This is a genomic window from Sphingorhabdus lutea, assembly GCF_001889025.1.
GTDB classification, from domain to species: Bacteria; Pseudomonadota; Alphaproteobacteria; order Sphingomonadales; family Sphingomonadaceae; genus Sphingorhabdus_B; species Sphingorhabdus_B lutea.
The window spans coordinates 1,413,428-1,435,411 of record NZ_CP018154.1 but is presented as its reverse complement, the minus strand read 5'-3'; the positions used below and the strand labels follow the sequence as shown (position 1 = coordinate 1,435,411).

Annotated in this window: 22 protein-coding genes; 8 read left to right on the top strand and 14 right to left on the bottom strand. The window is 46.1% G+C overall.

All coding sequences use genetic code 11. From position 1 onward, the window contains the following. Positions 1-101 precede the first annotated feature (101 nt). Genes LPB140_RS06840 through LPB140_RS06830 form a run of 3 tightly spaced genes read right to left on the bottom strand, consistent with a single transcriptional unit; the run spans position 102 to position 3,935 of the window. Positions 102-479 (bottom strand): YdbL family probable chaperone protein, encoded by a 378-nt coding sequence (locus LPB140_RS06840; RefSeq protein ID WP_072560612.1) that lies wholly within the window; start codon positions 477-479, stop codon positions 102-104. A 1-nt stretch (position 480) separates the two neighbouring features. Then, the gene (locus LPB140_RS06835; protein ID WP_232223373.1) at positions 481-705 is read right to left on the bottom strand and encodes a YnbE family lipoprotein; all 225 of its coding nucleotides are present in this window, start codon (positions 703-705) and stop codon (positions 481-483) included. After that, entirely contained in the window at positions 702-3,935 is a 3,234-nt protein-coding gene (locus LPB140_RS06830) for an intermembrane phospholipid transport protein YdbH family protein (RefSeq protein ID WP_072559188.1), read from the bottom strand. The genes LPB140_RS06835 and LPB140_RS06830 overlap by 4 nt, the downstream gene beginning before the upstream one ends. 114 nt (positions 3,936-4,049) lie before the next feature. On the opposite strand from LPB140_RS06830, the gene radC reads away from it, so the two are divergent. From radC to accD, 7 genes are all read left to right on the top strand, one after another. Continuing rightward, positions 4,050-4,808 carry a RadC family protein gene (gene radC, locus LPB140_RS06825; protein WP_083550129.1) on the top strand — a complete coding sequence of 253 codons (759 nt, stop codon included), beginning with the start codon at positions 4,050-4,052 and terminating at the stop codon, positions 4,806-4,808. Between the two features lie 99 nt (positions 4,809-4,907). Further along, positions 4,908-6,209: an adenylosuccinate lyase gene (gene purB, locus LPB140_RS06820; protein ID WP_072559187.1), complete on the top strand. Its 1,302-nt coding sequence runs from the start codon at positions 4,908-4,910 to the stop codon at positions 6,207-6,209. A gap of 174 nt (positions 6,210-6,383) precedes the next feature. Beyond that, a complete protein-coding gene (gene pyrF, locus LPB140_RS06815) occupies positions 6,384-7,058 on the top strand; it encodes an orotidine-5'-phosphate decarboxylase (RefSeq protein ID WP_072559186.1) in 675 nt (224 codons plus the stop codon). An 8-nt stretch (positions 7,059-7,066) separates the two neighbouring features. Next, positions 7,067-7,720 carry a phosphoribosylanthranilate isomerase gene (locus LPB140_RS06810; RefSeq protein ID WP_072559185.1) on the top strand — a complete coding sequence of 218 codons (654 nt, stop codon included), beginning with the start codon at positions 7,067-7,069 and terminating at the stop codon, positions 7,718-7,720. After that, positions 7,713-8,948, top strand: a complete 1,236-nt coding sequence (gene trpB / locus LPB140_RS06805) for a tryptophan synthase subunit beta (RefSeq protein ID WP_198024081.1) — start codon at positions 7,713-7,715, stop codon at positions 8,946-8,948. The genes LPB140_RS06810 and trpB overlap by 8 nt, the downstream gene beginning before the upstream one ends. Then, positions 8,945-9,736: a tryptophan synthase subunit alpha gene (trpA, locus tag LPB140_RS06800; protein ID WP_072559184.1), complete on the top strand. Its 792-nt coding sequence runs from the start codon at positions 8,945-8,947 to the stop codon at positions 9,734-9,736. The genes trpB and trpA overlap by 4 nt, the downstream gene beginning before the upstream one ends. 4 nt (positions 9,737-9,740) lie before the next feature. Beyond that, a complete protein-coding gene (gene accD, locus LPB140_RS06795; protein WP_072559183.1) occupies positions 9,741-10,595 on the top strand; it encodes an acetyl-CoA carboxylase, carboxyltransferase subunit beta in 855 nt (284 codons plus the stop codon). 13 nt (positions 10,596-10,608) lie between these two features. Here accD and LPB140_RS06790 read toward each other — a convergent pair whose 3' ends face one another. The 9 genes from LPB140_RS06790 to LPB140_RS12615 are packed head-to-tail and all read right to left on the bottom strand — an operon-like array spanning position 10,609 to position 17,877. Further along, entirely contained in the window at positions 10,609-11,055 is a 447-nt protein-coding gene (locus LPB140_RS06790) for a MarR family winged helix-turn-helix transcriptional regulator (RefSeq protein ID WP_072559182.1), read from the bottom strand. Further along, positions 11,045-13,126, bottom strand: a complete 2,082-nt coding sequence (locus LPB140_RS06785; protein ID WP_083550128.1) for a TonB-dependent receptor — start codon at positions 13,124-13,126, stop codon at positions 11,045-11,047. Before LPB140_RS06785 ends, LPB140_RS06790 begins: the two co-directional genes overlap by 11 nt. Next, positions 13,126-13,758, bottom strand: coding sequence for a maleylacetoacetate isomerase (maiA, locus tag LPB140_RS06780; protein WP_072559181.1), 633 nt, complete (start codon positions 13,756-13,758; stop codon positions 13,126-13,128). Before maiA ends, LPB140_RS06785 begins: the two co-directional genes overlap by 1 nt. A gap of 50 nt (positions 13,759-13,808) precedes the next feature. Next, complete coding sequence (locus tag LPB140_RS06775; RefSeq protein WP_072559180.1) at positions 13,809-14,099, bottom strand: hypothetical protein; 291 nt, start codon at positions 14,097-14,099, stop codon at positions 13,809-13,811. A gap of 42 nt (positions 14,100-14,141) precedes the next feature. Continuing rightward, positions 14,142-14,834, bottom strand: a complete 693-nt coding sequence (locus LPB140_RS06770) for an aspartate/glutamate racemase family protein (RefSeq protein ID WP_072559179.1) — start codon at positions 14,832-14,834, stop codon at positions 14,142-14,144. Continuing rightward, the gene (locus LPB140_RS06765; RefSeq protein WP_072559178.1) at positions 14,834-16,339 is read right to left on the bottom strand and encodes an NAD(P)(+) transhydrogenase (Re/Si-specific) subunit beta; all 1,506 of its coding nucleotides are present in this window, start codon (positions 16,337-16,339) and stop codon (positions 14,834-14,836) included. The genes LPB140_RS06770 and LPB140_RS06765 overlap by 1 nt, the downstream gene beginning before the upstream one ends. After that, positions 16,339-16,623 carry a proton-translocating transhydrogenase family protein gene (locus LPB140_RS06760; protein ID WP_072559177.1) on the bottom strand — a complete coding sequence of 95 codons (285 nt, stop codon included), beginning with the start codon at positions 16,621-16,623 and terminating at the stop codon, positions 16,339-16,341. The genes LPB140_RS06765 and LPB140_RS06760 overlap by 1 nt, the downstream gene beginning before the upstream one ends. A 5-nt stretch (positions 16,624-16,628) precedes the next feature. Further along, a complete protein-coding gene (locus LPB140_RS06755; RefSeq protein ID WP_072559176.1) occupies positions 16,629-17,765 on the bottom strand; it encodes an NAD(P) transhydrogenase subunit alpha in 1,137 nt (378 codons plus the stop codon). Between the two features lie 7 nt (positions 17,766-17,772). Next, positions 17,773-17,877 carry an aa3-type cytochrome c oxidase subunit IV gene (locus LPB140_RS12615; RefSeq protein ID WP_072560604.1) on the bottom strand — a complete coding sequence of 35 codons (105 nt, stop codon included), beginning with the start codon at positions 17,875-17,877 and terminating at the stop codon, positions 17,773-17,775. A 212-nt stretch (positions 17,878-18,089) separates the two neighbouring features. Between LPB140_RS12615 and LPB140_RS06745 the strand changes: the two genes are divergently transcribed. Continuing rightward, positions 18,090-19,517 (top strand): sigma-54-dependent transcriptional regulator, encoded by a 1,428-nt coding sequence (locus tag LPB140_RS06745; protein WP_072559175.1) that lies wholly within the window; start codon positions 18,090-18,092, stop codon positions 19,515-19,517. Positions 19,518-19,587: 70 nt separating this feature from the next. Here LPB140_RS06745 and folP read toward each other — a convergent pair whose 3' ends face one another. Beyond that, a complete protein-coding gene (folP, locus tag LPB140_RS06740; protein WP_072559174.1) occupies positions 19,588-20,688 on the bottom strand; it encodes a dihydropteroate synthase in 1,101 nt (366 codons plus the stop codon). Between the two features lie 22 nt (positions 20,689-20,710). Then, complete coding sequence (locus LPB140_RS06735) at positions 20,711-21,865, bottom strand: site-specific DNA-methyltransferase (RefSeq protein WP_072559173.1); 1,155 nt, start codon at positions 21,863-21,865, stop codon at positions 20,711-20,713. Positions 21,866-21,984 lie beyond the last annotated feature (119 nt).

Sequence of the window (21,984 nt, the reverse complement as noted above, 5' to 3'; positions counted from 1 at the left end):
GAATTTTTATAGAGCTTTTATAGCAAAAAGGCGGCCTTTTAAAGGGCCGCCCATATCACAGATTTAACTTCATGCCTAAATTGACATGACAGAAGCATAGATTATTGCACACATTTCGAATCAAGCAGCGGCGCAGAAGCCCCGCGCACTTTCCAGCTTCCATCCGGGCCTTGATACATTTCGCCCTGCTGTGTGCGTTTAATATTATTACAACCGCCAGCAAAAGCAGCATTTTCAACCGATGTGCGCCCTTGCTTTGCCTCTTCGGTGTAAACTGCCTTACGCTTAATGTTCAAATCATCAACCAAAGCCTTCACCGACGGGCTGGGATTTGACACAAAGCCAAGATAGCCATCCATTTTTTCACCAATTATTTGGGAATCGCGCGCCGATTGATAGGCGGGATCACGCTGTGCAACGGCAATTGAGCTAGTCGCCAAAAGGGCAAAAGCTGAAATAATAGTTCCTAATTTACGCATTTTAAAAAATCCCTGCATTTTCTTCAATGGCTTGTTTAACTGCGCCATCAATTCTTAACACCACACTTTGTTCAATTTTTATGTTCAATTCGATCACAATGGGTTTATCCGGCGCGGCGATTTGAACACAATTGGTTAAAGAGAGTAGCGAAATTGATAAAAAGGTAATTTTCACATTCCTTAAAACCGAATCGCGCATCCGCCCTTTTCTTACAAATTTATTCATAACCCATCCCCGCTTTCATTTTGCTGAACCGACTGTTCATTTTTTTCTTCACCCTCTTTTGCCTTTTCAATTTCTTCTAATTCTTTTTGCTTCTCCAAAATAGCTCTCATATTCGCGGCGGTTAGCGGCTCTGGATCATAAAATCCCCGAACAGAGCTAAATAATTGTAGGAACTCCGCCTCTATCCTCATTTTGAAGATAATCGGTATCTTTGCAATTTGCCGGGTGATGAAATTTGTTTTTGCGCCATCGCCCTGTTTTAAGCCCGTAAAATTCACCACCGTAATAATTTCACCAGCCAAATCTCCGTTCATACCAATTGTCAAATTATCATATTTTAATGACTTTAACATTTCAAAAGCATAATTGGCATAGGGGCTTAAATCCTCATAACTTAATGCCCCCAAATAAGCGATAGTGCCGCCATTTTCATCAGATTCCAACTGTCCACCAACAATGCGCCCGCCACTGGCATCAAAAACCATTGGTAAATTGCCGTTAAACTTACCCGTTGCGGAAAGATTACTTAATTCAAATTGCTGTAAAAATAATGCTGCATCTACCCCGCGAACGGTGAAATTTAAATGTCTTGCCCTCTTTGCGCTCAAATCCCACACGGTCGGCTCTAAAATTAATGTGCCGCCAGCAAATGGCCATGATCCGCCCTCTATTACCACCGTTTGATCGGCCTTTAATTGATATTTTATCAACCCGTTCAACGCCTCTATACCCGGATTAACCGAACCCAATTTTAATATCTGCCCTGGCCTGCTCTCTAAATTCAACAGATCATCAAAAATAACCTCCCCCTGCAGCGCCTCAACAGGGCCAAATGCAGCGGCAAGTGACATATTATCGGTCTTAAACCTGCCATTGCTTAAAACCCCGTCACTATTCCAATTTATCTGTCCATTGCCCTCTACCACGCCATTAACATTTGCCACCACGCCCAACACCATGTCCGTTAATAATTCAGGTTGAAATTTATCGTCAAATTTAATGTCATTTAATGAAAAAAGAGCACGCCCATCTGCATTTGAAAGCGAATGCATTAAATCAACATCGGCAATTTTAATATTTGTGCTTGGCTCATTTATATCCATTAAGGCATAAAATATATTATCGTTTAACTCTGCATTTATGTTGGTTGCTTTTAATGGTTTAAAACGGGCCTGATTTGATTGATCCTTGACCAGCATTTGACCATTTAAGGATAAAATATTATTCTTAAACTGCCAATCAGCCATAATTTCCTGCATATCCAATGGCACATTAACAATATTTGCAGCGGCATTTTCCATCCGCCCATATATGCCATCAATATTTATTTGGCCCGTTAAACTTGCCGCGTTAATTTGTGATTTTGCACCGTCTTCGCCAATGCTTGCCATGATATTATTTAAAGCAAAGCCGGAAACTGCCGAATAATTTACTGGTCCAGATTGCAGCTTAATCGGCGCATCCCCCATTTTACCCGACAGCGACAAAGCAGGCATGTTAAGCGCAATATTGCCATTATTATAAATGGGCGTTTTACCCTGCCCACATATATTAAACTGCGCCGCATTTAATGAAAGCGCGTCAAATATAAATGATTTAAAGGCAATTTTGCGGCAAGATTTCAGGGCCGATAGTCCATATTTTTGCGAATATGTGCCGTCAATTTCTGTTCGCAAATCCTTAATATATCCCGATGATAATGGCCCAGATAACAGAATTTGCGATGCAAAGGTCCAATCCTTACCATTTATTGATTTTGCGCTTATCCGATCAAGCGAAAGCGACGCCTCCCCATGTTGATATGGCATCATATCCGCGGTAATGCGCCAAGAATTGCCGCCATTTGCTTGTGCAGCTATCCTAAATTCGGGAAGCCCGCCGCCATATAGCCGCGCCCTGATAGGCGAGATATTATCTTTGCCATCCGCAGCGCCAATTGAAAAAGGATGTAATGCATATAATGTCGCGCCGCTTTTCGACGATAATTTAAAATCCTCAGCATATATTTGGTAATTATTGCCATCTATTTCCATGGAAAATTTGCTATTTGCCTGAAAATTTCTGCCTGCTTTTTCAATCGCGCCGCCCAATTTTTCCAATAATGGAGAAACAGGCAAAGCTCCCTCTTTCCCCATTTTTTGCAATGGAGATGCAATCCCAGCAATATTTTGATAATTTATATTTTGACCTGCCATTTTGCCATTACTGACCAATTGCCAGCGATTATCATTATTAGAATATTTAACCGCTGCATTGGCCGACAGCATGGCAATTTGCACCCCCTGCCCCGAAAAACTGCCCCCATTGATGATAATATTTCCATCGCCGGCCGATGTGCCGCCGTTTAAACTTACATTACCATCAAATCGGCCATCCACATTTCGGCCCGAAAAATCACCATATTTATATGTGCCAAGGGCGAGTTTCTGGTCCACCTTTATGCTTTTAAAATCATTGGACAATGACGTCTGTCCATTTAAGACGATATTGGAAAGCAATATATTTTGCGTAGCACAGTTTATTGAGGCAATTTTTATGGGTCCGTTTAATATCGGCGCGGATTGTTGTAATTCAATTTGTGAGTTTAACCGAAGCGATCCGATGGTGCATCCATTTACCTGTCCCTTGGGTAAATGGGCCGAAATCTGTCCCACAAAATATTGCTGCACATTTCCCTTGCCCGAAAATTTTGCATCAACATTGCCATAGGGTGATGACAGCGCCATTTTACCATTTGTGATGTGGGCATATATGTTGGGCAAGGCAAATGCCTCATCACTGCTGCTGGCCGAAAATTTGTCCAATTCACCAAAGCTAAGCTTTTCATTTTCATATTTGCCGCGAATAAAAATATCATGGGCATATATTTTACGTAATTTAGGGCCGCCAAAATCTATCGCCCATTCAAGCTGCACTTCTTTTGCCGTAAAATCCGGCCGATTGGGGTCGCCCAAAATAATATTTTTAATGGTTTGAGAACGAAATCCAAAATCACCAATTTCATAACTGCCCTTAACATCCAATCGCTCCATCTCTTTTTGCACATAATGATTGGTAATGTTAATCCGCTGGGTCCAAGCATAGCTAACCAAACTGCCGGTTAGCAATGCCGCTCCTAAATATATTAAGCGCCGCTTTTTTCTCTTTATTTTATTGGGAATAAATTTTTGATCGGCCATATTGTTCAAAATGCTGGATTTTGGACAAAGTTGCAATTGATTATTGCCCAAATGTATAAATATTGCTGTAAATTGAGTTTATTGGCGACATAAAATTATCTGCTTGTAACTGGATATATTTTATTCAATTTATAAGAGTAAGAAATTATAGGAGCTTATTTTTCCATGACAAATGATGTGCTTAATCCTCCAATAAAAGAAAATGCCCCTGCAAAGGAGGAGGTAAAAGCAAATAATATAAATAAAAGCGCATCGCACAATGGACAGGGACATAGGCAAAGATTGCGGACAAGATTGCTAGAAAATGGAGGGAATGCATTACAAGATTATGAATTGATTGAATATCTGCTGGCCCTTGCCATTCCGCGCCGCGACACCAAGGCGCTGGCGAAATCATTATTATATGATTTTGGCGGCTTAACAGGATTATTAACCGCAAATAGCGATAAGTTAATGGCATATCAGGGCATGGGAGAAACCAGCACTGCCGCATTGAAAATTGTGCAGGCGGCGGCCCTTCGTTTATTAAAAGAACCGTTAAAGACCCGGCCCGTTCTGGCAAGCTGGCAATCCGTATTGGATTATCTGCGCGCTGATATGGCGCATTTGGAAGTGGAGCGGGTACGGATATTATATCTGAACACCAAAAATATGCTCATCCGCGATGAAATGACCGGCGATGGCAGTATTGACCAAGCCGCCATTTATACCAGAGAAGTTATTCGCAAGGCCATTGAGCTGAGCGCGGCGGCAATTATCATTGTTCATAACCATCCCAGCGGGGATTTTAGCCCATCAAAACAAGATATAAATATTACCAAAGATATCATCATTGCTGGGCAAAAATTGGGCATTGCTGTTCATGATCATATTATCATTAGCAGCAAGGGCCATTTCAGCATGAAATCTGCTGGCTTAATTTAGAAATAGGCAAAATTTTCTCTATCTAACCTCTTTTTATACGTGCCCGCATCTGCTAGCGGCTTTTCAACATCATAAAATTTATCAGAATTGGAAACAGTCATGGTCCCACGCTATTCCCGTCCCGAAATGTCCGCAATTTGGGAGCCTGAATCAAAATTTCAAATCTGGTTCGAAATTGAGGCGCATGCAACCGATGCCTTGGCCGATTTGGGTGTCGTTCCGAAGGCTGCAGCAAAGGCCATTTGGGAGCGCGGCAAGTTTGAGGTGGAACGTATCGATGCCATTGAGGCAGAGGTGAAGCATGATGTCATCGCATTCCTTACCAATGTTGCCGAACATGTGGGCGATGAGGCCCGTTTCATGCATCAAGGCATGACCAGCAGCGATGTGTTGGACACCTGCCTTTCCGTGCAGCTTGTGCGGGCCACCGATATATTATTGGATGATATGGACAAATTGCTCGCCAGTATCAAAAAACGGGCCGAGGAACATAAATATACCCCTACAATCGGACGCAGCCACGGTATTCATGCTGAACCCGTGACATTTGGCCTAAAATTAGCCCAAGCATATGCCGAATTTGCACGCGGGAAAGAGCGCCTTATCGCCGCACGCAAAGAAATTGCAACCTGCGCCATTTCTGGCGCGGTGGGCACTTTTGCCAATATTGACCCACGGGTTGAGGCTTATGTAGCCGAAAAAATGGGATTGGACATTGAGCCTGTCTCAACACAGGTAATCCCGCGTGACCGTCATGCCGCTTATTTTGCAGCCTTGGCCATTATTGCATCTTCGATTGAACGATTGGCCACCGAGGTGCGCCATTTACAACGCACCGAGGTATTGGAAGCAGAAGAATATTTCTCCCCCGGACAAAAAGGTTCAAGCGCGATGCCGCATAAACGCAACCCCATTTTGACCGAAAATCTGACCGGCCTTGCCCGTATGGTCCGCAGCTATTGTTTGCCAGCGATGGAAAATGTAGCTTTGTGGCATGAACGCGATATTTCGCACAGCTCGGTCGAACGCTATATCGGACCTGATGCCACCATAACTTTGGACTTTGCCTTGGCACGTTTAACCGGTGTTATTGAAAAGCTGCTTATCTATCCCGAAAGAATGCAAAAGAATTTGGACCGTATGGGCGGGCTTGTCCATTCGCAGCGCGTTTTACTTGCCCTTACCCAAGCTGGGATTAGCCGCGAAGACGCATATCGCATTGTGCAGCGTAATGCGATGAAGGTTTGGGAATCCGATGGCCAGCTATCCCTATTATCATTATTGCAAAATGACGCTGATGTCAGCGCAAAGATGAGCGCGGAAGAAATCGCAGAACGGTTCAACCTTGATTATCATTTCAAACATGTGGACACCATTTTTGCCCGTGTTTTTGGAAAATAAACATGTTTTTGCGGCGTAAAATTGGCGGCTGATTTGGTTTTGAAACAGTCTGCTTAACTTTATCAGCAAAATGGCCTATTGTCATAAGGTGAAGGGCCGAGTCTTTCCCCATTTGATAATGCCGAAATATTTATACCAAAATATTCATACTCAAAATATTGATGAAGGTTTATTATGTCTAACCCCATTTATCTGGCCATTGATACACCCTATCTTGACAATGCACAGGCATTGGCCAATTCGGCAAAAAACCATATTGGCGGGATAAAATTGGGGTTGGAATTTTTTTGTGCCAATGGCCATCATGGTGTTCATGAAATGGGCAAAATTGGTCTGCCTATTTTCCTTGATTTAAAATTGCATGATATTCCCAATACGGTGGCAAAGGCAGTGCAATCATTAAATATGTTGTCCGCGGCAATATTAACCGTTCATGCATCGGGTGGCCGCGCAATGATGGAAGATGCAAAGGCCGCAGCGGGTTCAAATATAAAGGTTGTGGGTGTCACCGTATTGACCAGCATGGATGACCATGACCTAAACCGTGTTGGTGTAGAGGATAATCCACATGATCAGGTTCGCCGCCTTGCCGATTTGGCAAGTGAGGCAGGGCTGGACGGCATTGTTTGTTCAGGCCAAGAGGTAAAGACCGCCCATCAAAGATGGAAGGATGGATTTTTTGTTGTGCCGGGCCTGCGCCCTGCAGGAAGCGCGGTTGGCGACCAAAAACGAATTGTAACGCCAAGACAGGCTCGCGATGATGGCGCATCCATTCTGGTCATTGGCCGCCCGATTAGCGCGGCAGAAAATCCCGACGAAGCCGCACGGGCCATTGTGGGAAGTTTATAAATCCAAATATGTCTAGATTGATTAAAATTTGCGGTCTTTCGACCGAAGAAAGCATCGATGTTGCTATTGACGCGGGGGCGAGCCATATTGGCCTTGTCCATTTTGAAAAAAGCCCCCGCCATGTTGATTTACCACGCGCGGCGCAGCTTCGCCAATATGCCGCGGGTCGCATAAAAACCGTCTTATTATTGGTCAATGCCGACCCACGTTTAACAGCAGAGGCCTATCAACAAATACAACCAGATATAATCCAATTTCATGGCACGGAAACCCCCGAATGGTTGGCATTGGTGCATAAAGCCATTCCTGCGGAGTTGTGGAAGGCATTGGGCGTGCAAGGACCACAAACATTACAGCGCAGCTTGGATTATGATGATGCGGTGGACAGGATTTTATATGATGCCCCTGCCGTCGCTTTACCTGGCGGAACAGGCACAAGTTTTGATTGGGGCTTAATTTCGGGCTTCGACCATCAAATCCCTTGGGCGCTTGCCGGAGGTTTAAATTTGGATAATATCATTACTGCCCTGATGCAAACCAATGCCCCAATGGTTGATATATCCTCTGGCGTGGAAAGCGAACCGGGCAAGAAGGATATGGACAAGATAAGACAGTTCTGCCAAGCGGTTCATTCATTTGATAAAGAGCAAAATAGTGACTGAGACAACTCCAAATAGTTTTAAAAACCAACCCGATGAACGTGGCCATTTTGGTCAATTTGGTGGACGTTATGTTGCCGAAACGCTCATGCCGCTTATCCTTGATTTGGAACGCGAATATCGCGCGGCACAATCCGACCCTGCATTTGCGGCGCAATTTGATGATTTGCTGGCCAATTATGTAGGCCGCCCTTCCCCGCTTTATTATGCAGAAGGATTAACCGAAGCATTGCGTATGGACGCCCCCACGGGCAAAGGCGCACAAATCTGGTTCAAACGTGACGAATTAAACCATACTGGCGCCCATAAAATAAATAATTGTGTGGGGCAGATTTTATTGGCCATGCGCATGGGGAAAACCCGTATCATTGCTGAAACCGGCGCAGGACAACATGGCGTGGCCACCGCCACCGTTTGCGCAAGATTTGGCCTACCCTGCACCATTTTCATGGGCGCAACAGATGTTTCCCGCCAGCAACCAAATGTTTTCCGCATGAAATTATTGGGGGCAGAGGTTGTTCCCGTTACATCTGGCGCGGCAACATTAAAAGATGCAATGAATGAGGCTTTGCGCCATTGGGTCGCCCATGTTCATGATACTTTTTACATTATCGGCACAGCAGCTGGCCCGCATCCCTATCCCGAATTGGTGCGCGATTTTCAAAGCGTGATTGGCAAAGAAGCCCGCGCCCAAATGCTATCGCGTATTAACCGCCTGCCCGATTTATTGGTCGCGGCAATTGGCGGAGGCAGCAATGCCATTGGTCTATTCCACCCTTTTTTGGATGATAAGGATGTTGACATGTTGGGCATTGAGGCCGCAGGCCACGGGCTTGACAAACAACATGCCGCCAGCCTTGCGGGCGGAAAACCCGGCATATTACATGGCAATAAAACCTATTTATTACAGGATGATGATGGCCAAATAGCCGAAGCTCATTCAATAAGCGCGGGTTTGGATTATCCAGGAATTGGGCCAGAGCATAGCTGGTTAAAAGAAAGCGGCCGTGTGCGTTATGACAGCGTCACTGATAAAGAGGCTTTGGATGCGTTTCAATTGCTTTGCCGGACAGAAGGGATAATCCCTGCATTAGAGCCAAGCCACGCCATAGCCGCGGTTGCGCGTGAAGCGGTAAAAATGGACAAGGATAAAATCATTCTTGCCAATTTATGTGGCCGTGGGGACAAGGATATTTTCACCGTGGCTGAGGCATTGGGGACAAAAATATGACCCGTCTTTCAAATTCATTTCCAAATGATAGAGCCGCGCTCATCACCTTCATAACAGCTGGTGATCCTTCGGTGGCCGACACGCCGGCCATACTTGACGCCTTAGTCGCAGGCGGCGCAGATATAATCGAATTGGGGATGCCCTTTACCGACCCAATGGCCGATGGTCCCGCGATTCAGGCCGCAAATATTCGCAGCCTTGCCGCAGGCACAAAAACAGCCGATGTTTTGCAAATTGCGGCCGATTTTCGCGCCCGCCATCCATCCATCCCCCTCATCCTGATGGGATATGCCAACCCCATGACCATCAGGGGGCCTGAATGGTTCGCCAATGCATGTGTAAAAAGCGGCGTTGACGGTGTTATTTGTGTTGATATTCCGGTGGAGGAGGATGACAGCTTGGGCGATGCATTACGCGCCCAAAATATCGCCGTCATCCGCCTTGCCACGCCCACAACTGATATAAAACGCCTGCCTAATATTTTAAATAATGCCAGCGGTTTTTTATATTATGTCAGCGTGGCCGGCATTACCGGCATGCAACAGGCGGCGCAGGCCAGCATTGAGGAAGCGGTTGCGCGGTTAAAATCAGGAACAGATTTGCCGGTTGCCGTGGGGTTTGGCGTCCGCACCCCAGAACAGGCCGCCAATATCGCCCAAGTTGCCGATGGCGTGGTTGTAGGCAGCGCGATTGTTGATATTGTCGCCCAGCATGGACGCAATGCGCCTAGCGCTGTTCAAGAATATGTGGCATCACTTGCCCAAGCAATAAAAATATCAAGGAAGTAAAGCCATGAGCTGGATTGATAAAGTTCGCAATTCAATGCCTTTTATTACCAAGAGGGAAACCGCCGATACATTATGGCATAAATGCAAAAAATGCTCCTCGATGATATTTTTAAAAGAATTTGTCGAAAATCAATCAGTTTGCCCCAAATGTGACCATCATGGCCGCATTGGCGCAGCGGAACGTTTTGCCGCCATTTTTGATGATACAAATTGGACATTGATTAAGCCGCCTGTCGTGGCGCTTGATCCCTTAAAATTTAAAGACACCAAAAAATATGTGGACCGATTAAAAGCCGCGAAACATCAAACCGATGCCGATGATGCTATGACCTCTGCCAAGGGCACAATTGATGGGCAGGATGTGGTGATAAGCGTTCAGGATTTTGCCTTTATGGGCGGATCAATGGGCATGTCGGTTGGCCAGTCATTTATCGACGCGGTTCATGCGGCAATAAAGGCAAATTGCCCCTATGTTATTTTTACCGCTGCTGGCGGCGCACGTATGCAGGAAGGAATTTTATCCTTAATGCAAATGCCGCGTTCAACCGTGGCGATTGATATGCTGCGCGATGCAGGCCTGCCCTATATTGTGGTGTTAACCGACCCTACAACGGGCGGCGTCACGGCAAGCTATGCGATGTTGGGCGATGTGCAAATTGCCGAACCTGATGCCTTAATCGGCTTTGCTGGGCAGCGTGTTATTGAACAAACCATCCGCGAAAAATTGCCCAATGGGTTTCAACGCGCAGAATATTTGTTGGACCATGGCATGATTGACATGGTAACACATCGCCATGAGATGAAGGCGACTTTGTCAAAAATCATTGATTATTTAATGGCTGCTAAAAAGGCAGCATAAATATCAAAATGGTTTAACGGGTTAATTTTTCCGCTGCCGTTTTTAATTTGGCAAGCGATTGGGTAAGCTGTTCGGTTTCCGTATCGCTAAGCACATTGCTAAGCCTAACCTCCAGCGCAAGGGCGGCGGGAACAATCTCATCATATAAACCGCGCCCAATTTCGCTTAATGCCAAATGATGTGAACGACCATCGGATCGATTGGGCGCGCGCTCCAACAACCCGCGCTCGCCAAGTGCCTTGGTCGCGCGGTTGACCATCACCTTGTCCATATGTGTCGCCTCGACCAGCTCACGCTGGGTCATTGACCGAACCTCACCCAATACAGCCATAACGCGCCATTCGGGTATTTTAAGGCCAAATTTCTGGCGATATGTGCGCGCGATTAAATCACTAACTGCATTGGAAGTGATAGATAATTGATAGGGAAGGAAACTTCCTAAATATAATTTACTTGTCATATTTAATACCCCCCAATCTGATTGTCATCCAATAGCTGCGCGGCGTGGCAATTTCAAAAACACCGCCGCCCAAATATGCAGCCTGTATTTCCTTATTGAACAGATTTTCGCCACTAAACTCAAGCCTTAAATTATTAGATAAATTAATTTTAATGGCGGCATCCACCGAAAGCGCATCTTTTAAAAGGTCCAGATTTTGGTCATCATCAAATTGATTTCCCAAATATTTTATATTTATTGACGCACCTATCTTATTTCCATCATATTCCATTTGCGCATTGGCAAAATGTTTTGGCACTTGCGCGGGGCGCAATCCATCAAGTGCAGCAGATTGTCCCACAGCCTCTATTTCCGCATCTACATATGCATAATTGGCTGAAAGAGAGACATTGTTAAAATTATAAGCTGCCTTCATTTCTAAACCATTGGATTGTGTCGCCTTCAAATTTTGTCTTTGCCGATAAACGCCCGCGCCCGACACAAAGCCCACTCCGGGGAAATTACCCGGGCCATTTGATATCGTCACATTGGCAATGGCATTATCCAATTTATTGGTGAAAATTGTGCCAGATACAGAAAAATTATCCCTTTCATAATCCAGCCCTAATTCCGCGCCCTTTACATATTCGGGGCGCAATGCCTCATTTGCTGCCGTGGCATCTGCGCCCACGCGAAATGGTCGGTAAAGCTCATTCAATGTGGGCAACCGCCAACCGGTATAGGCCGATGCTCGAAATTTCAAATCATATGTCACATCATATGCCAAACCGGCGCGCGCTGTACCCGCCCACCCCGATCTGTCGGCAAAAATTTCATCGTTGCGGATGCTGCCGTCGGCGATATTTATTTCTTTTCTAAAACCATTATTCATGGACCAATGGTCCGCACGGCCGCCAATGCTTATCAACAGGGCATCCGTAACATTAACATTACCCTCGACAAATGCGCCAAAAACGTCACTTTGCCCCCCTGCGTTACGGTTCCTTGCAGGGGTAAGTCCGGTAAAAAAGAAATTTTCCTTTGTTTCGCCAATTGTCCGCCGCCATTCTGCGCCAATGCGAAGCTGTGCATTATCATTTAATGGAGGGCGAATTTCAAATTTTGCGCCCAATCCAGTGGATGGCACATTATATTGGTCCAACACCAAATTCACGCTATTTCGGCCCGCACCAACACTGCCAAAACGGGTTGAAAAATCACGTATTTGAACATAGGAAAGCGCCGACCATTGCCAATCGCTAAATTTATCCACCAACCGGATGGAGGCGTCAACGCCGCTATTCTCATTATCCGAAAATTGAAAACCACGGTCACGATTGTCGGTAAAGGCACGCATATTTGCCTGTAATTCCACTTTATCGCTCAGCGGCGCTACTTGGCGAATGGCAATTCCTGCCTGTTCATATTTCGCCCCGCGATCAATTAAACCCCGCGAGGATTTATTAATGGGGACAAATCCATCACCGCGTGCATAGCTGCCCGATACAGAAAAGCCCTTTTGGCTCAGCGACGCCTTTGCATTTATGCTGTTTTCGTTGCCATAGGATAGGCTTGCTTCAATATGGTCTCTTTCTTGCAGACTTTCCAGCTCAACCGCACCTGCGATTGCGCCCTGCCCCATACTGACTAATCCTGCGCCTTTTAATATCTTTATACGGCCTAAATTTACCGCATCATAACCCGGCCATGCCACCCACCCGCCAAAGGGATCAGCCTGTGGCACATCATCCAAAATCAACAAAGTGCGCGACGATGCATTACCGCCCAGACCGCGCATGGTAATACCCTGACTTGTCGGATGGGCGGACCGCGCGTCACTGCGCCTAAATTGTTGCAGCCCGGCTATTTGAGACAGATTTTTTTCAAGACCGTCCTGACTAACGTCAATTTCTTCTACGCTATGTGTGGATATACCCTCAACATCGTATAATTTTCCGATGACATTTATCCTCAGGTCGGCAAAAACTATTTCATTGCCCCTTTCCGCCTCTGTTTCAGAGGCATGGGCGGGAAAAATTAAGGCACTGCCCATGGCAATCGCCGAAATGCTATAAATTATACTCTTTTGCATTATTTTGGTTCCACCATATCCGGATGCGCATTTTGAAATGCAGGCAGTTGGTTTAATTGCGCATCAATGCGGATCAATTTTGGAAATTCGCTTAAATCGGTATTAAACCGCCGTGCATTATATATTTGCGGGACAAGGCAGACATCAACCAAATTGGGCATATCACCGCCGAATAGGCCGCTTTGGGGGGCATAGGCTTCTAAAGCGGTAAATCCTTCGACTATCCAATGGCGATACCAATTATCAACCGCCTCTTGATCCTGCCCCATTTGGCCTTTTAAATATTTTAAGATGCGTAAATTATTTACCGGATGAATATCCGCCGTGATGATTAAGGCATGGGAAAGCTGCTTTGCGCGCTGCGCTGGATTTTTCGGCAGCAAAAGCGGGGCAGGATATTGCGCATCCAAATATTCAATAATGGCAAGGCTTTGTGTTAAATCCATGCCATCTATATGCAGCATGGGGACAAAGCCTTGCGGATTAAGCGCCAGATATTCGGGCGTTTTTTCCGCCCCCTGCAACAGGCTGGTCGGGATGCTTTTATAATTTATTTCTTTTAAATTTAACGCGATACGGACGCGGTAGCTGGCGGAGGAACGAAAATAATCGTAAAGGATGATATCTGACATCCTGCCTCTTTAACATTTATTTACCCGATTATGAAAGGCTCAAAATAAGGTTAAATATCGTCTATGCCAATATTTTTCCACACCATTTCCTTTATCTCATTTTCGGTTTTGGTCAGAAATTCCATATGTTTTCGCAAATCATCGCGATTTTCCTTCCAATAACCAATCCGGTATAATTCGACCATCGCGGAATGATATCTTATCCATGCATTACGGCAATCTTCATATCGGCCAAATCCGACATTATAGCTTAATGCGCTTTTTGTGCTGTTTAGCCTAGAAAGCTGTGCGACAACTTCATGGCCACCATCATCAAGTTCAAGAGAAATTTTTTGTTCCATATGTCTATAAACGGACGTGAAACATAATTATTTATAGATTATTTAATCACCAACCACCCATTTTACAGCCAAATCGGCGTGAATTTCGGTGCTGTCATAAATAGGCATGACATTCGCCTTTGAATCCACAATCATTGTTAATTCCGCCGCTCCCAAAATAACGGCATCAACTTCTTCTTTTTCAATATTGGTGATATATGTTTTTAATGTTCGTTCCGCATCACGTGATGTTTCGCCAAACATTAATTGTTCATGGATGATTTTGTCGATTTCTGCGACGCGATCCGCATTTGTGGGCAACAAATCAATGCCATCTTTTACAAATCTTTGACGATACCAGCTTTGCGTCATCACATTTCTGGTACCTAATAAGGCGGCCGATTTACGGCCATCTAATTTAATTTTATCCGCCACCGCATCAATAATATGCGGCACGGGCACATCAACCGCATCTGCGACCTGTGCATGGATTTTGTGCATGCTGTTGGCACATAGGAAAATAGCCATTGCACCGGCGGACTGCATCCTTTTTGCCGATGCAATAACCATTTTCTCCACGTCATCCCATGCAGCTTCATTTGCATCATGGGAGATATCAACACAGCTGATACTCTCCATGATAATCGGTGCGCTGCACACGCCGCCAATGCGGCGATGGACCTGTTCATTTATCCGCGTAAAATAACGCGATGCCGCATACCAATTGGATGCTCCGATCAGGCCAATTTTATGCATTAGTGATTCAATGCCTTCACAATTTCCTCACACATTTTCTTGGCATCAGCCAAAAGCATCATGGTATTGTCGCGGTAAAATACCTCATTATCAACACCGGCATAGCCAACGCCGCCCATTGAACGTTTGATGAAAAGCACGGTTTTCGCCTTTTCCACGTCCAAAATGGGCATGCCATAAATGGGTGATGTTTTATCGGTTTTTGCCGCCGGATTGGTGACATCATTCGCGCCGATGACAAAGGCGACATCTGCCTGGCCAAATTCGCTATTAATATCTTCCAATTCAAACACGTCATCATAGGGGACATTTGCCTCCGCCAATAACACATTCATATGACCCGGCATCCGTCCGGCAACTGGGTGAATTGCGAATTTCACATCAACCCCCGCATCTTTCAACACTTCGGTCATTTCACGTAGCACATGCTGCGCCTGTGCCACGGCCATGCCATAGCCAGGAACGATAATCACCTTTTCGGCTTGGCTCATCAAAAACGCCGCATCATCCGCGCTGCCGCGTTTCCACGGGCGATCAATCGCCACCGCAGCGCCGTCTGATCCGCCTGTTTCTGCGCCAAATCCACCTGCAATCACGCTAATGAAGCTGCGGTTCATTGCCTTACACATAATATAGGACAGAATCGCACCCGATGAACCAACCAATGCGCCGGTAATAATCATCGCACTGTTACCCAAGGTAAAGCCCATCGCCGCTGCGGCCCATCCAGAATAGCTGTTCAGCATCGACACAACAACAGGCATATCCGCGCCGCCAATGGGGATGATTAACAAAAATCCGATAATGAATGCCAATGCAGTAATGGTCCAAAATATCCATGGGCTTTGGTCAATGGTGAAATATGCGGTTAAACCGACAATCGCCAATAATGTGCCCAAATTGATAAAATGACGCATGGGCAGCAAAATCGGGCTGCCCGACATATTGCCGTTTAATTTCAAAAAAGCGATGACAGATCCGCTAAATGTTATCGCGCCAATGGCAATACCAAGGCCCATTTCAACACGGCTGACCTGATGGATTAAACCATCTTCGCCCAAAATCCCAAATGATGCAGGATTTAAAAATGCCGCAGCAGCCACCAAAACGGCGGCCATACCAACCAAAGAGTGGAATGCAGCAACAAGTTGCGGCATATCCGTCATCGCAATTTTACGCGCCGTGGTTAAACCAATGACCGCGCCAATGGCAATTGCCCCCAAAATCTGCGCAATGGTGATAAAATCAGGCTGCCCCAACATGGTATGCGCAATGGTGGGATCGACTGGCACAAATTTGGGCACATGGGTAACCAAAGTAGTGATAACCGCAATCAACATGCCAATCATGCCATAACGATTGCCTGCTTGTGATGTTGCTGGAGAAGATAATCCGCGCAATGCCAAAATGAATAAAACTCCGGATACCAAATAGGCAATAGCAACCCATGGATTAACCGCATTACCGCCAGCGGCGGCGGATGATAAAATTGATAAAGCGCTCATTATTTGCGCTCCTTTTTCTTATACATGGCAAGCATACGGCTGGTCACCGCAAATCCGCCAAAAATATTGATACTGGCAAGCACAACGGCAAGCAGGCCAAGCCATTTTGCACCTGGTGCATTTGCCGCGGCACTGGCAACCAAAGCGCCCACGATGATAACCGAGCTAATCGCATTGGTCACCGCCATTAACGGGGTGTGTAAAGCGGGTGTCACCGACCACACAACATAATAACCAACGAAACAGGCCATTACAAAGATTGAAAGTATTGATATAAAGTCCATGTTGATTATCCTTCACCCAATAAGCGGTCATGCACAATTTTGCCGCCATGCGTTACCCGAACACCGATGACAAGCTCATCATCTTGTGGGAAAATTGGTTTATTGCTTTCCTTATCCCAAAATGAAGATAGGAAATTATAAAGATTACGGCTGAACAATGCAGAAGCATCCGCCGCCAATAAAGACGCCATATTTTTGGCGCCGACAATTTTAACGCCATGTTTGACCACAACCTTGCCGGCCTCTGCGCCTTCAACATTGCCGCCAGCCTCTGCCGCCAAATCGACAATAACCGACCCTGCCCGCATGGTTGCAATTTGCGCGTCGCTAATCAAACGTGGTGCGGCACGTCCGGGAATTAACGCAGTGGTGATGACAATATCTTGTTTCGCAATATGGCTGGACACTAATTCAGCTTGCGCCTTTTGATATTCCTCGCTCATTTCGGTGGCATAGCCGCCCGAACCTTCGCCTTCAATCCCGGCAACATTTTCCACAAAAATCGGCTTTGCACCAAGCGACAAAATTTGTTCTTTGGTCGCAGATCGGACATCGGTCGCCGATACTTGAGCGCCAAGACGCCGCGCGGTGGCAATTGCCTGTAACCCAGCAACACCAACCCCCATAACAAATGCCTTAGCCGCGCTAACCGTGCCGGCGGCTGTCATCATCATGGGAAATGCGCGGCCATAATGGGACGCAGCCTCCAATACGGCCTTATATCCGGCAAGATTGGATTGCGATGATAATATATCCATGCTTTGCGCGCGTGTAATACGCGGCATAAATTCCATGGCCATCGCGTCCAAACCCGATGCGGCATAAGCATCGATATTACCGCGCTCCACAAATGGGTTGAGCGAGGCAAGCAATGCAGCACCAGTTTTTGCACCCGAAATGCTTTTGGGATCAGGCCCCTGAATTGCTAGAATGATGTCAGCATTTTTTACTGCATCTGCTCTAGAGACTATTTTCGCGCCTACCGCTTCATATTCGGCGTCGCTAATGCTGGCTGATTTGCCCGCATCTTTTTCCACCATAATATTCGCGCCAAGGGCAACAAATTTTTTCACCGTTTCGGGAATAGCGGCCACACGGGTTTCCCCCACAGCCTGCTCCATCAATATTGCAATATGGGTCATATAATAATCAGCTTATTATCATAACGACTAAGGTAACAATTATTGCCGTTGCAATAGAACCCCATTTAAGAAATTTTAGAAAACCGACATAATTTTGTTCGGCGAACGCCATATTATCATTGGCCATTTTATGCTCCCTTTTTTGCATTAAAATTACAAATACCCGCTTAAACGTGCATTAAATACATAAATTCATCGATAGAGTGATATGACTGCATGTCAATATTAAGAAAAAAAATATTCGTATAGTTTAATCGCCTCTTTACTCCTTGCTGTTACCAATAATCCCAGTTTGCAGAATTTTGCATGAAAAATGGGATAAGAATGAGCGAAAATACAGTCAGATTATTAATGTTGGTGGATGATGAACCGGCGCAATGCCGCTTTGTCACCGCGCTTGCGTCTCGTGCTGGCTGGCGCACCATCATTGCACGCGATTCGGAAACCGCCATCGCCATGCTTGGCACACAAGATGGCATGATGTTGGATGCCATTTTAATGGACCAATGGGTTCCAGGATCGGAATGCGCCGAATTAATCGCCGAATTGAAAAGCAGGCGCCCTGCTCTACCTATTATTTTAATGACCTCCATCGGGTCAACCGAATCCGCGGTGGAGGCAATGCGCGCTGGCGCATCGGATTATGTCACAAAACCCGTTGCCCCAGAAAGATTGATGGAAGCATTAAATCTGGCCACCGATCAAAGCAAAAAAATGGGTGAGCTGCACCCCATGGTTGAAAAAAATTCCCAGCCATTGGAATTTGAAGAAATTGTCGGCGCAGCGCCCGCATTTCGCGCTGCATTGGCCGTCGCGGCAAAGGCTGCACGCTCCAAAGCCCCCATTTATATCGAAGGCGAAGGCGGCGTCGGCAAAGAAGTGATTGCAGATGCCATTCAAATCACCAGCTCACGTAGCAAAATGCCTTTTTTAAAGCTAAATTGCGGGGCATTATCGCCCAGCTTGCTCGATTCCATCTTATTTGGGCATGAAAAAAATTCATTTACCGGTGCATTTGAACGGCGCATCGGCCTTATCCAACAGGCAGATGGCGGAACTTTATTCATAGATGAAATTGAAAAATTGCCGCCAGAAACGCAATTACGCTTGGTCCGCCTGCTCACCAAAAATGAAATACAGCCAATTGGCTGCAAACATAGCTATCAGGTCGATGTGCGTATCATCAGCGCAAGTGATAAGGCGCTCGCCCCCTTATTGGAAAAGGGAGAATTTCGAGAAGATTTATTCTATAGGTTAAATGTCGTTAATTTATCCATCCCTCCACTGCGCGAGCGCACCGGTGATATTGCGGCATTGGCGCGGCATTTCCTTACCCGATTGGCATCGCAGCCTGGCCTGCGCAGTTTGGGCATTACCGATGAGGCGCTAAACCTGCTGCGCCATTATAATTGGCCCGGCAATGTCCGCCAATTACAAAGCGTGCTGTTTCGCGCCGCCGTCTTGTGCGACCGCGACGCCTTAACCGTGGAGGAATTTCCGCAAATCAAATCCGCATTGCAACAAAGCGGCATGGGGCAAGAGACAAGCAATATAAATAATGATGGCATTGGCGTTACCTTATATGAAAGTGACGGCAATATGCGCCCATTGGAAGAGATTGAGGCCGATGTTATTCGCCTTGCCATTGGGCATTATCGGGGCAGAATGACCGAAGTCGCCCGCAGATTGGGCATTGGTCGATCGACCCTATATCGTAAATTAAGCGAATTGGGCATTGATAACGCGGCATAAAATATCGGTATTTTATCTTTGCAAGGGTATGATTTTATGCCCCCAAATGGCCGATATTTTTATGCCCTTATCATTCAGCCCGCGCCGTTAATGCCGCATCGCGTAGCCCGCGCCAAACATGAATGGATTGAATAGTTTCGGCAACATCATGCACGCGCAAAATATGGGCGCCCTGCTCCACTGCCTTCATCGCCAAATAAATTGAACCGCCCAATCGATTGTCCGCCGCCGCTTCATTCGACAATGCGCCTATCATCCGTTTACGGCTTGCGCCAAATAATATGGGGCAACCAATGGCGTGAAATAAGGCCAGATTATTGATAATGGTCAAATTGTCCGACAGCGATTTTCCAAATCCCAGCCCGGGGTCAATGCATATTCTCTCACGCGGCACGCCCGCCGCTATCACTTCATCCACCCGTTTTTCCAACCAGTCAAAAACATCGAACAAGACATTATCATATCCATCATTTTTATGCGGGTTGCTCGATTGGCTGGGCGCGTGCATTAAAACCACTGGGACATCATTATGCCGCGCAATATCAATGCTATTATCATCATATAATAATGCAGAAATATCATTTATCATCCGTGCACCCGCGCCAAGGGCGGCCTGCATAACAGCTGATTTGCGGCTATCTATGGAAATTGCCGCGCCAGTTGCCGATAATTTTTCGATAATGGGTTGGACGCGCTTTATCTCATCCCCCTCCCATAGCAATTTTGCATTGGGCCGCGTGCTTTCACCGCCCACATCAATAATCGCGGCGCCATTTGCCGTCATATCCACCGCCGCCTGCAGGGCAAGGCCGATATCATCATCCACCGCGCCGCCATCGGAAAAACTATCCGGTGTCATGTTCAATATGCCCATCACGCGCGGCTGATCCAAATTGATGATACGATCGCCCATTTTTATGGGCGGGCGCGGTGTGCAAATATGCGCCATTTGAACCTTTGCCTTTGGCTGAAGTTCCGCAGGCAATATTTTGATATATTGTTCAAATTCGGTAATATTTATCAAATTACGATGAAATGCGCCCTCGGCATCTTTATAATATATCTCAACCTGACTAAACCATAGCATGGTGCCGGCCAAACGGCGCGTCGCCCCATCATGAAATTGGGGATGGTCAACAAAACCGCATGCTTTCAGATATATTACTGACATTTTAATGCCCCTATTTTACGCATCATGCCTCATTGGCGAGCAGATAATTTTGACGCATATGGTCAATAGGTTTCATCGATTTTGTTTGTTCATCATCATAATGCCAATATGTCCACCCATTGCAGGAGCTTTGCCCTTGCGCCGCTGCGCCCATTTTGTGGATTGACCCATTGCCATGCTCTCCCTCAACCGAACCATCGGCACGGACCAGCACCTGATTTTTACGTTTTTTATCAAATAATTTGGTGCCCGCCTTTAACATTTCGGTTTCGACCAATTGACCAAAGGCAACGCGCGGTGCGCTGCGCGGCGATTGCATGGTTTTTAAGGCGCTTTCATCTAATGGCAGGGCTTCTTCAATACGCTGTGTTGCTACATCAATATATTTTTGCTCACGTTCACAGCCAATCCATTCACGGCCCAATCTTTTGGCCACCGCACCGGTTGTTCCTGTCCCAAAAAAAGGATCCAAAACCACATCCCCCTTATTGGTGGTGGCCAACAAAATCCGATATAACAGGGCCTCTGGCTTTTGCGTTGGATGCGCCTTTACACCATTGCGCTTTAATCTTTCCTGCCCAGAACAAATGGGAATGGTCCAATCGGACCGCATTTGCAGCTCATCATTCAATGTTTTCATTGCGCGATAGTTAAAGGTATATTTTGCCTTTTCATCCTTTGCCGCCCAAATTAACGTTTCATGCGCATTGGTAAAACGTGTGCCACGAAAATTGGGCATGGGGTTGGATTTACGCCACACAATATCGTTTAATATCCAATAACCCAAATCCTGTAAAGTTGAACCAACGCGGAAAATATTATGATAGCTGCCAATCACCCATAAAGAACCGCCTGGTTTTAATATCCGGCGTGCCTCGGCAAGCCATGCCTCAGTAAAGCGGTCATAGGTGGCAAAAGTGTCAAATTTATCCCAATCATCATCAACAGCATCAACTTGACTTCCATCGGGGCGCAGCAAATCACCGCCCAATTGCAAATTATATGGCGGGTCGGCAAAAACCATATCCACACAGGCATCGGGCAATTGCTTCATCGCATTGATACAATCATCTTTTATAATCTGGCCCAAGGGCAGATCATGAATAATGGGCGCTTTACCCTTTTTGGCTCCAGCTTTTAACGCTGTACTTGGTTTGATTTTTGTTACGACACCCATAAAATTTCCATCTATTTTTGCTGCTCAAAACGCGACTATTCAATGTGCACTTTGATATTGAATAGCTGGATTGAATCTAAATATGGTTAACGTCAAGTGCGTTAACATAGCAGAAAACC

Bases quoted from the DNA above. Each gene is read 5' to 3' on its own strand.
- LPB140_RS06840 (WP_072560612.1), bottom strand. From the start codon at position 479: ATGCGTAAATTAGGAACTATTATTTCAGCTTTTGCCCTTTTGGCGACT.
- LPB140_RS06835 (WP_232223373.1), bottom strand. From the start codon at position 705: ATGAATAAATTTGTAAGAAAAGGGCGGATGCGCGATTCGGTTTTAAGG.
- radC (WP_083550129.1), top strand. From the start codon at position 4,050: ATGACAAATGATGTGCTTAATCCTCCAATAAAAGAAAATGCCCCTGCA.
- purB (WP_072559187.1), top strand. From the start codon at position 4,908: ATGGTCCCACGCTATTCCCGTCCCGAAATGTCCGCAATTTGGGAGCCT.
- pyrF (WP_072559186.1), top strand. From the start codon at position 6,384: ATGTCTAACCCCATTTATCTGGCCATTGATACACCCTATCTTGACAAT.
- LPB140_RS06810 (WP_072559185.1), top strand. From the start codon at position 7,067: ATGTCTAGATTGATTAAAATTTGCGGTCTTTCGACCGAAGAAAGCATC.
- trpA (WP_072559184.1), top strand. From the start codon at position 8,945: ATGACCCGTCTTTCAAATTCATTTCCAAATGATAGAGCCGCGCTCATC.
- accD (WP_072559183.1), top strand. From the start codon at position 9,741: ATGAGCTGGATTGATAAAGTTCGCAATTCAATGCCTTTTATTACCAAG.
- LPB140_RS06790 (WP_072559182.1), bottom strand. From the start codon at position 11,055: ATGACAAGTAAATTATATTTAGGAAGTTTCCTTCCCTATCAATTATCT.
- LPB140_RS06785 (WP_083550128.1), bottom strand. From the start codon at position 13,126: ATGCAAAAGAGTATAATTTATAGCATTTCGGCGATTGCCATGGGCAGT.
- maiA (WP_072559181.1), bottom strand. From the start codon at position 13,758: ATGTCAGATATCATCCTTTACGATTATTTTCGTTCCTCCGCCAGCTAC.
- LPB140_RS06775 (WP_072559180.1), bottom strand. From the start codon at position 14,099: ATGGAACAAAAAATTTCTCTTGAACTTGATGATGGTGGCCATGAAGTT.
- LPB140_RS06770 (WP_072559179.1), bottom strand. From the start codon at position 14,834: ATGCATAAAATTGGCCTGATCGGAGCATCCAATTGGTATGCGGCATCG.
- LPB140_RS06765 (WP_072559178.1), bottom strand. From the start codon at position 16,339: ATGAGCGCTTTATCAATTTTATCATCCGCCGCCGCTGGCGGTAATGCG.
- LPB140_RS06760 (WP_072559177.1), bottom strand. From the start codon at position 16,623: ATGGACTTTATATCAATACTTTCAATCTTTGTAATGGCCTGTTTCGTT.
- LPB140_RS06755 (WP_072559176.1), bottom strand. From the start codon at position 17,765: ATGACCCATATTGCAATATTGATGGAGCAGGCTGTGGGGGAAACCCGT.
- LPB140_RS12615 (WP_072560604.1), bottom strand. From the start codon at position 17,877: ATGGCGTTCGCCGAACAAAATTATGTCGGTTTTCTAAAATTTCTTAAA.
- LPB140_RS06745 (WP_072559175.1), top strand. From the start codon at position 18,090: ATGAGCGAAAATACAGTCAGATTATTAATGTTGGTGGATGATGAACCG.
- folP (WP_072559174.1), bottom strand. From the start codon at position 20,688: ATGTCAGTAATATATCTGAAAGCATGCGGTTTTGTTGACCATCCCCAA.
- LPB140_RS06735 (WP_072559173.1), bottom strand. From the start codon at position 21,865: ATGGGTGTCGTAACAAAAATCAAACCAAGTACAGCGTTAAAAGCTGGA.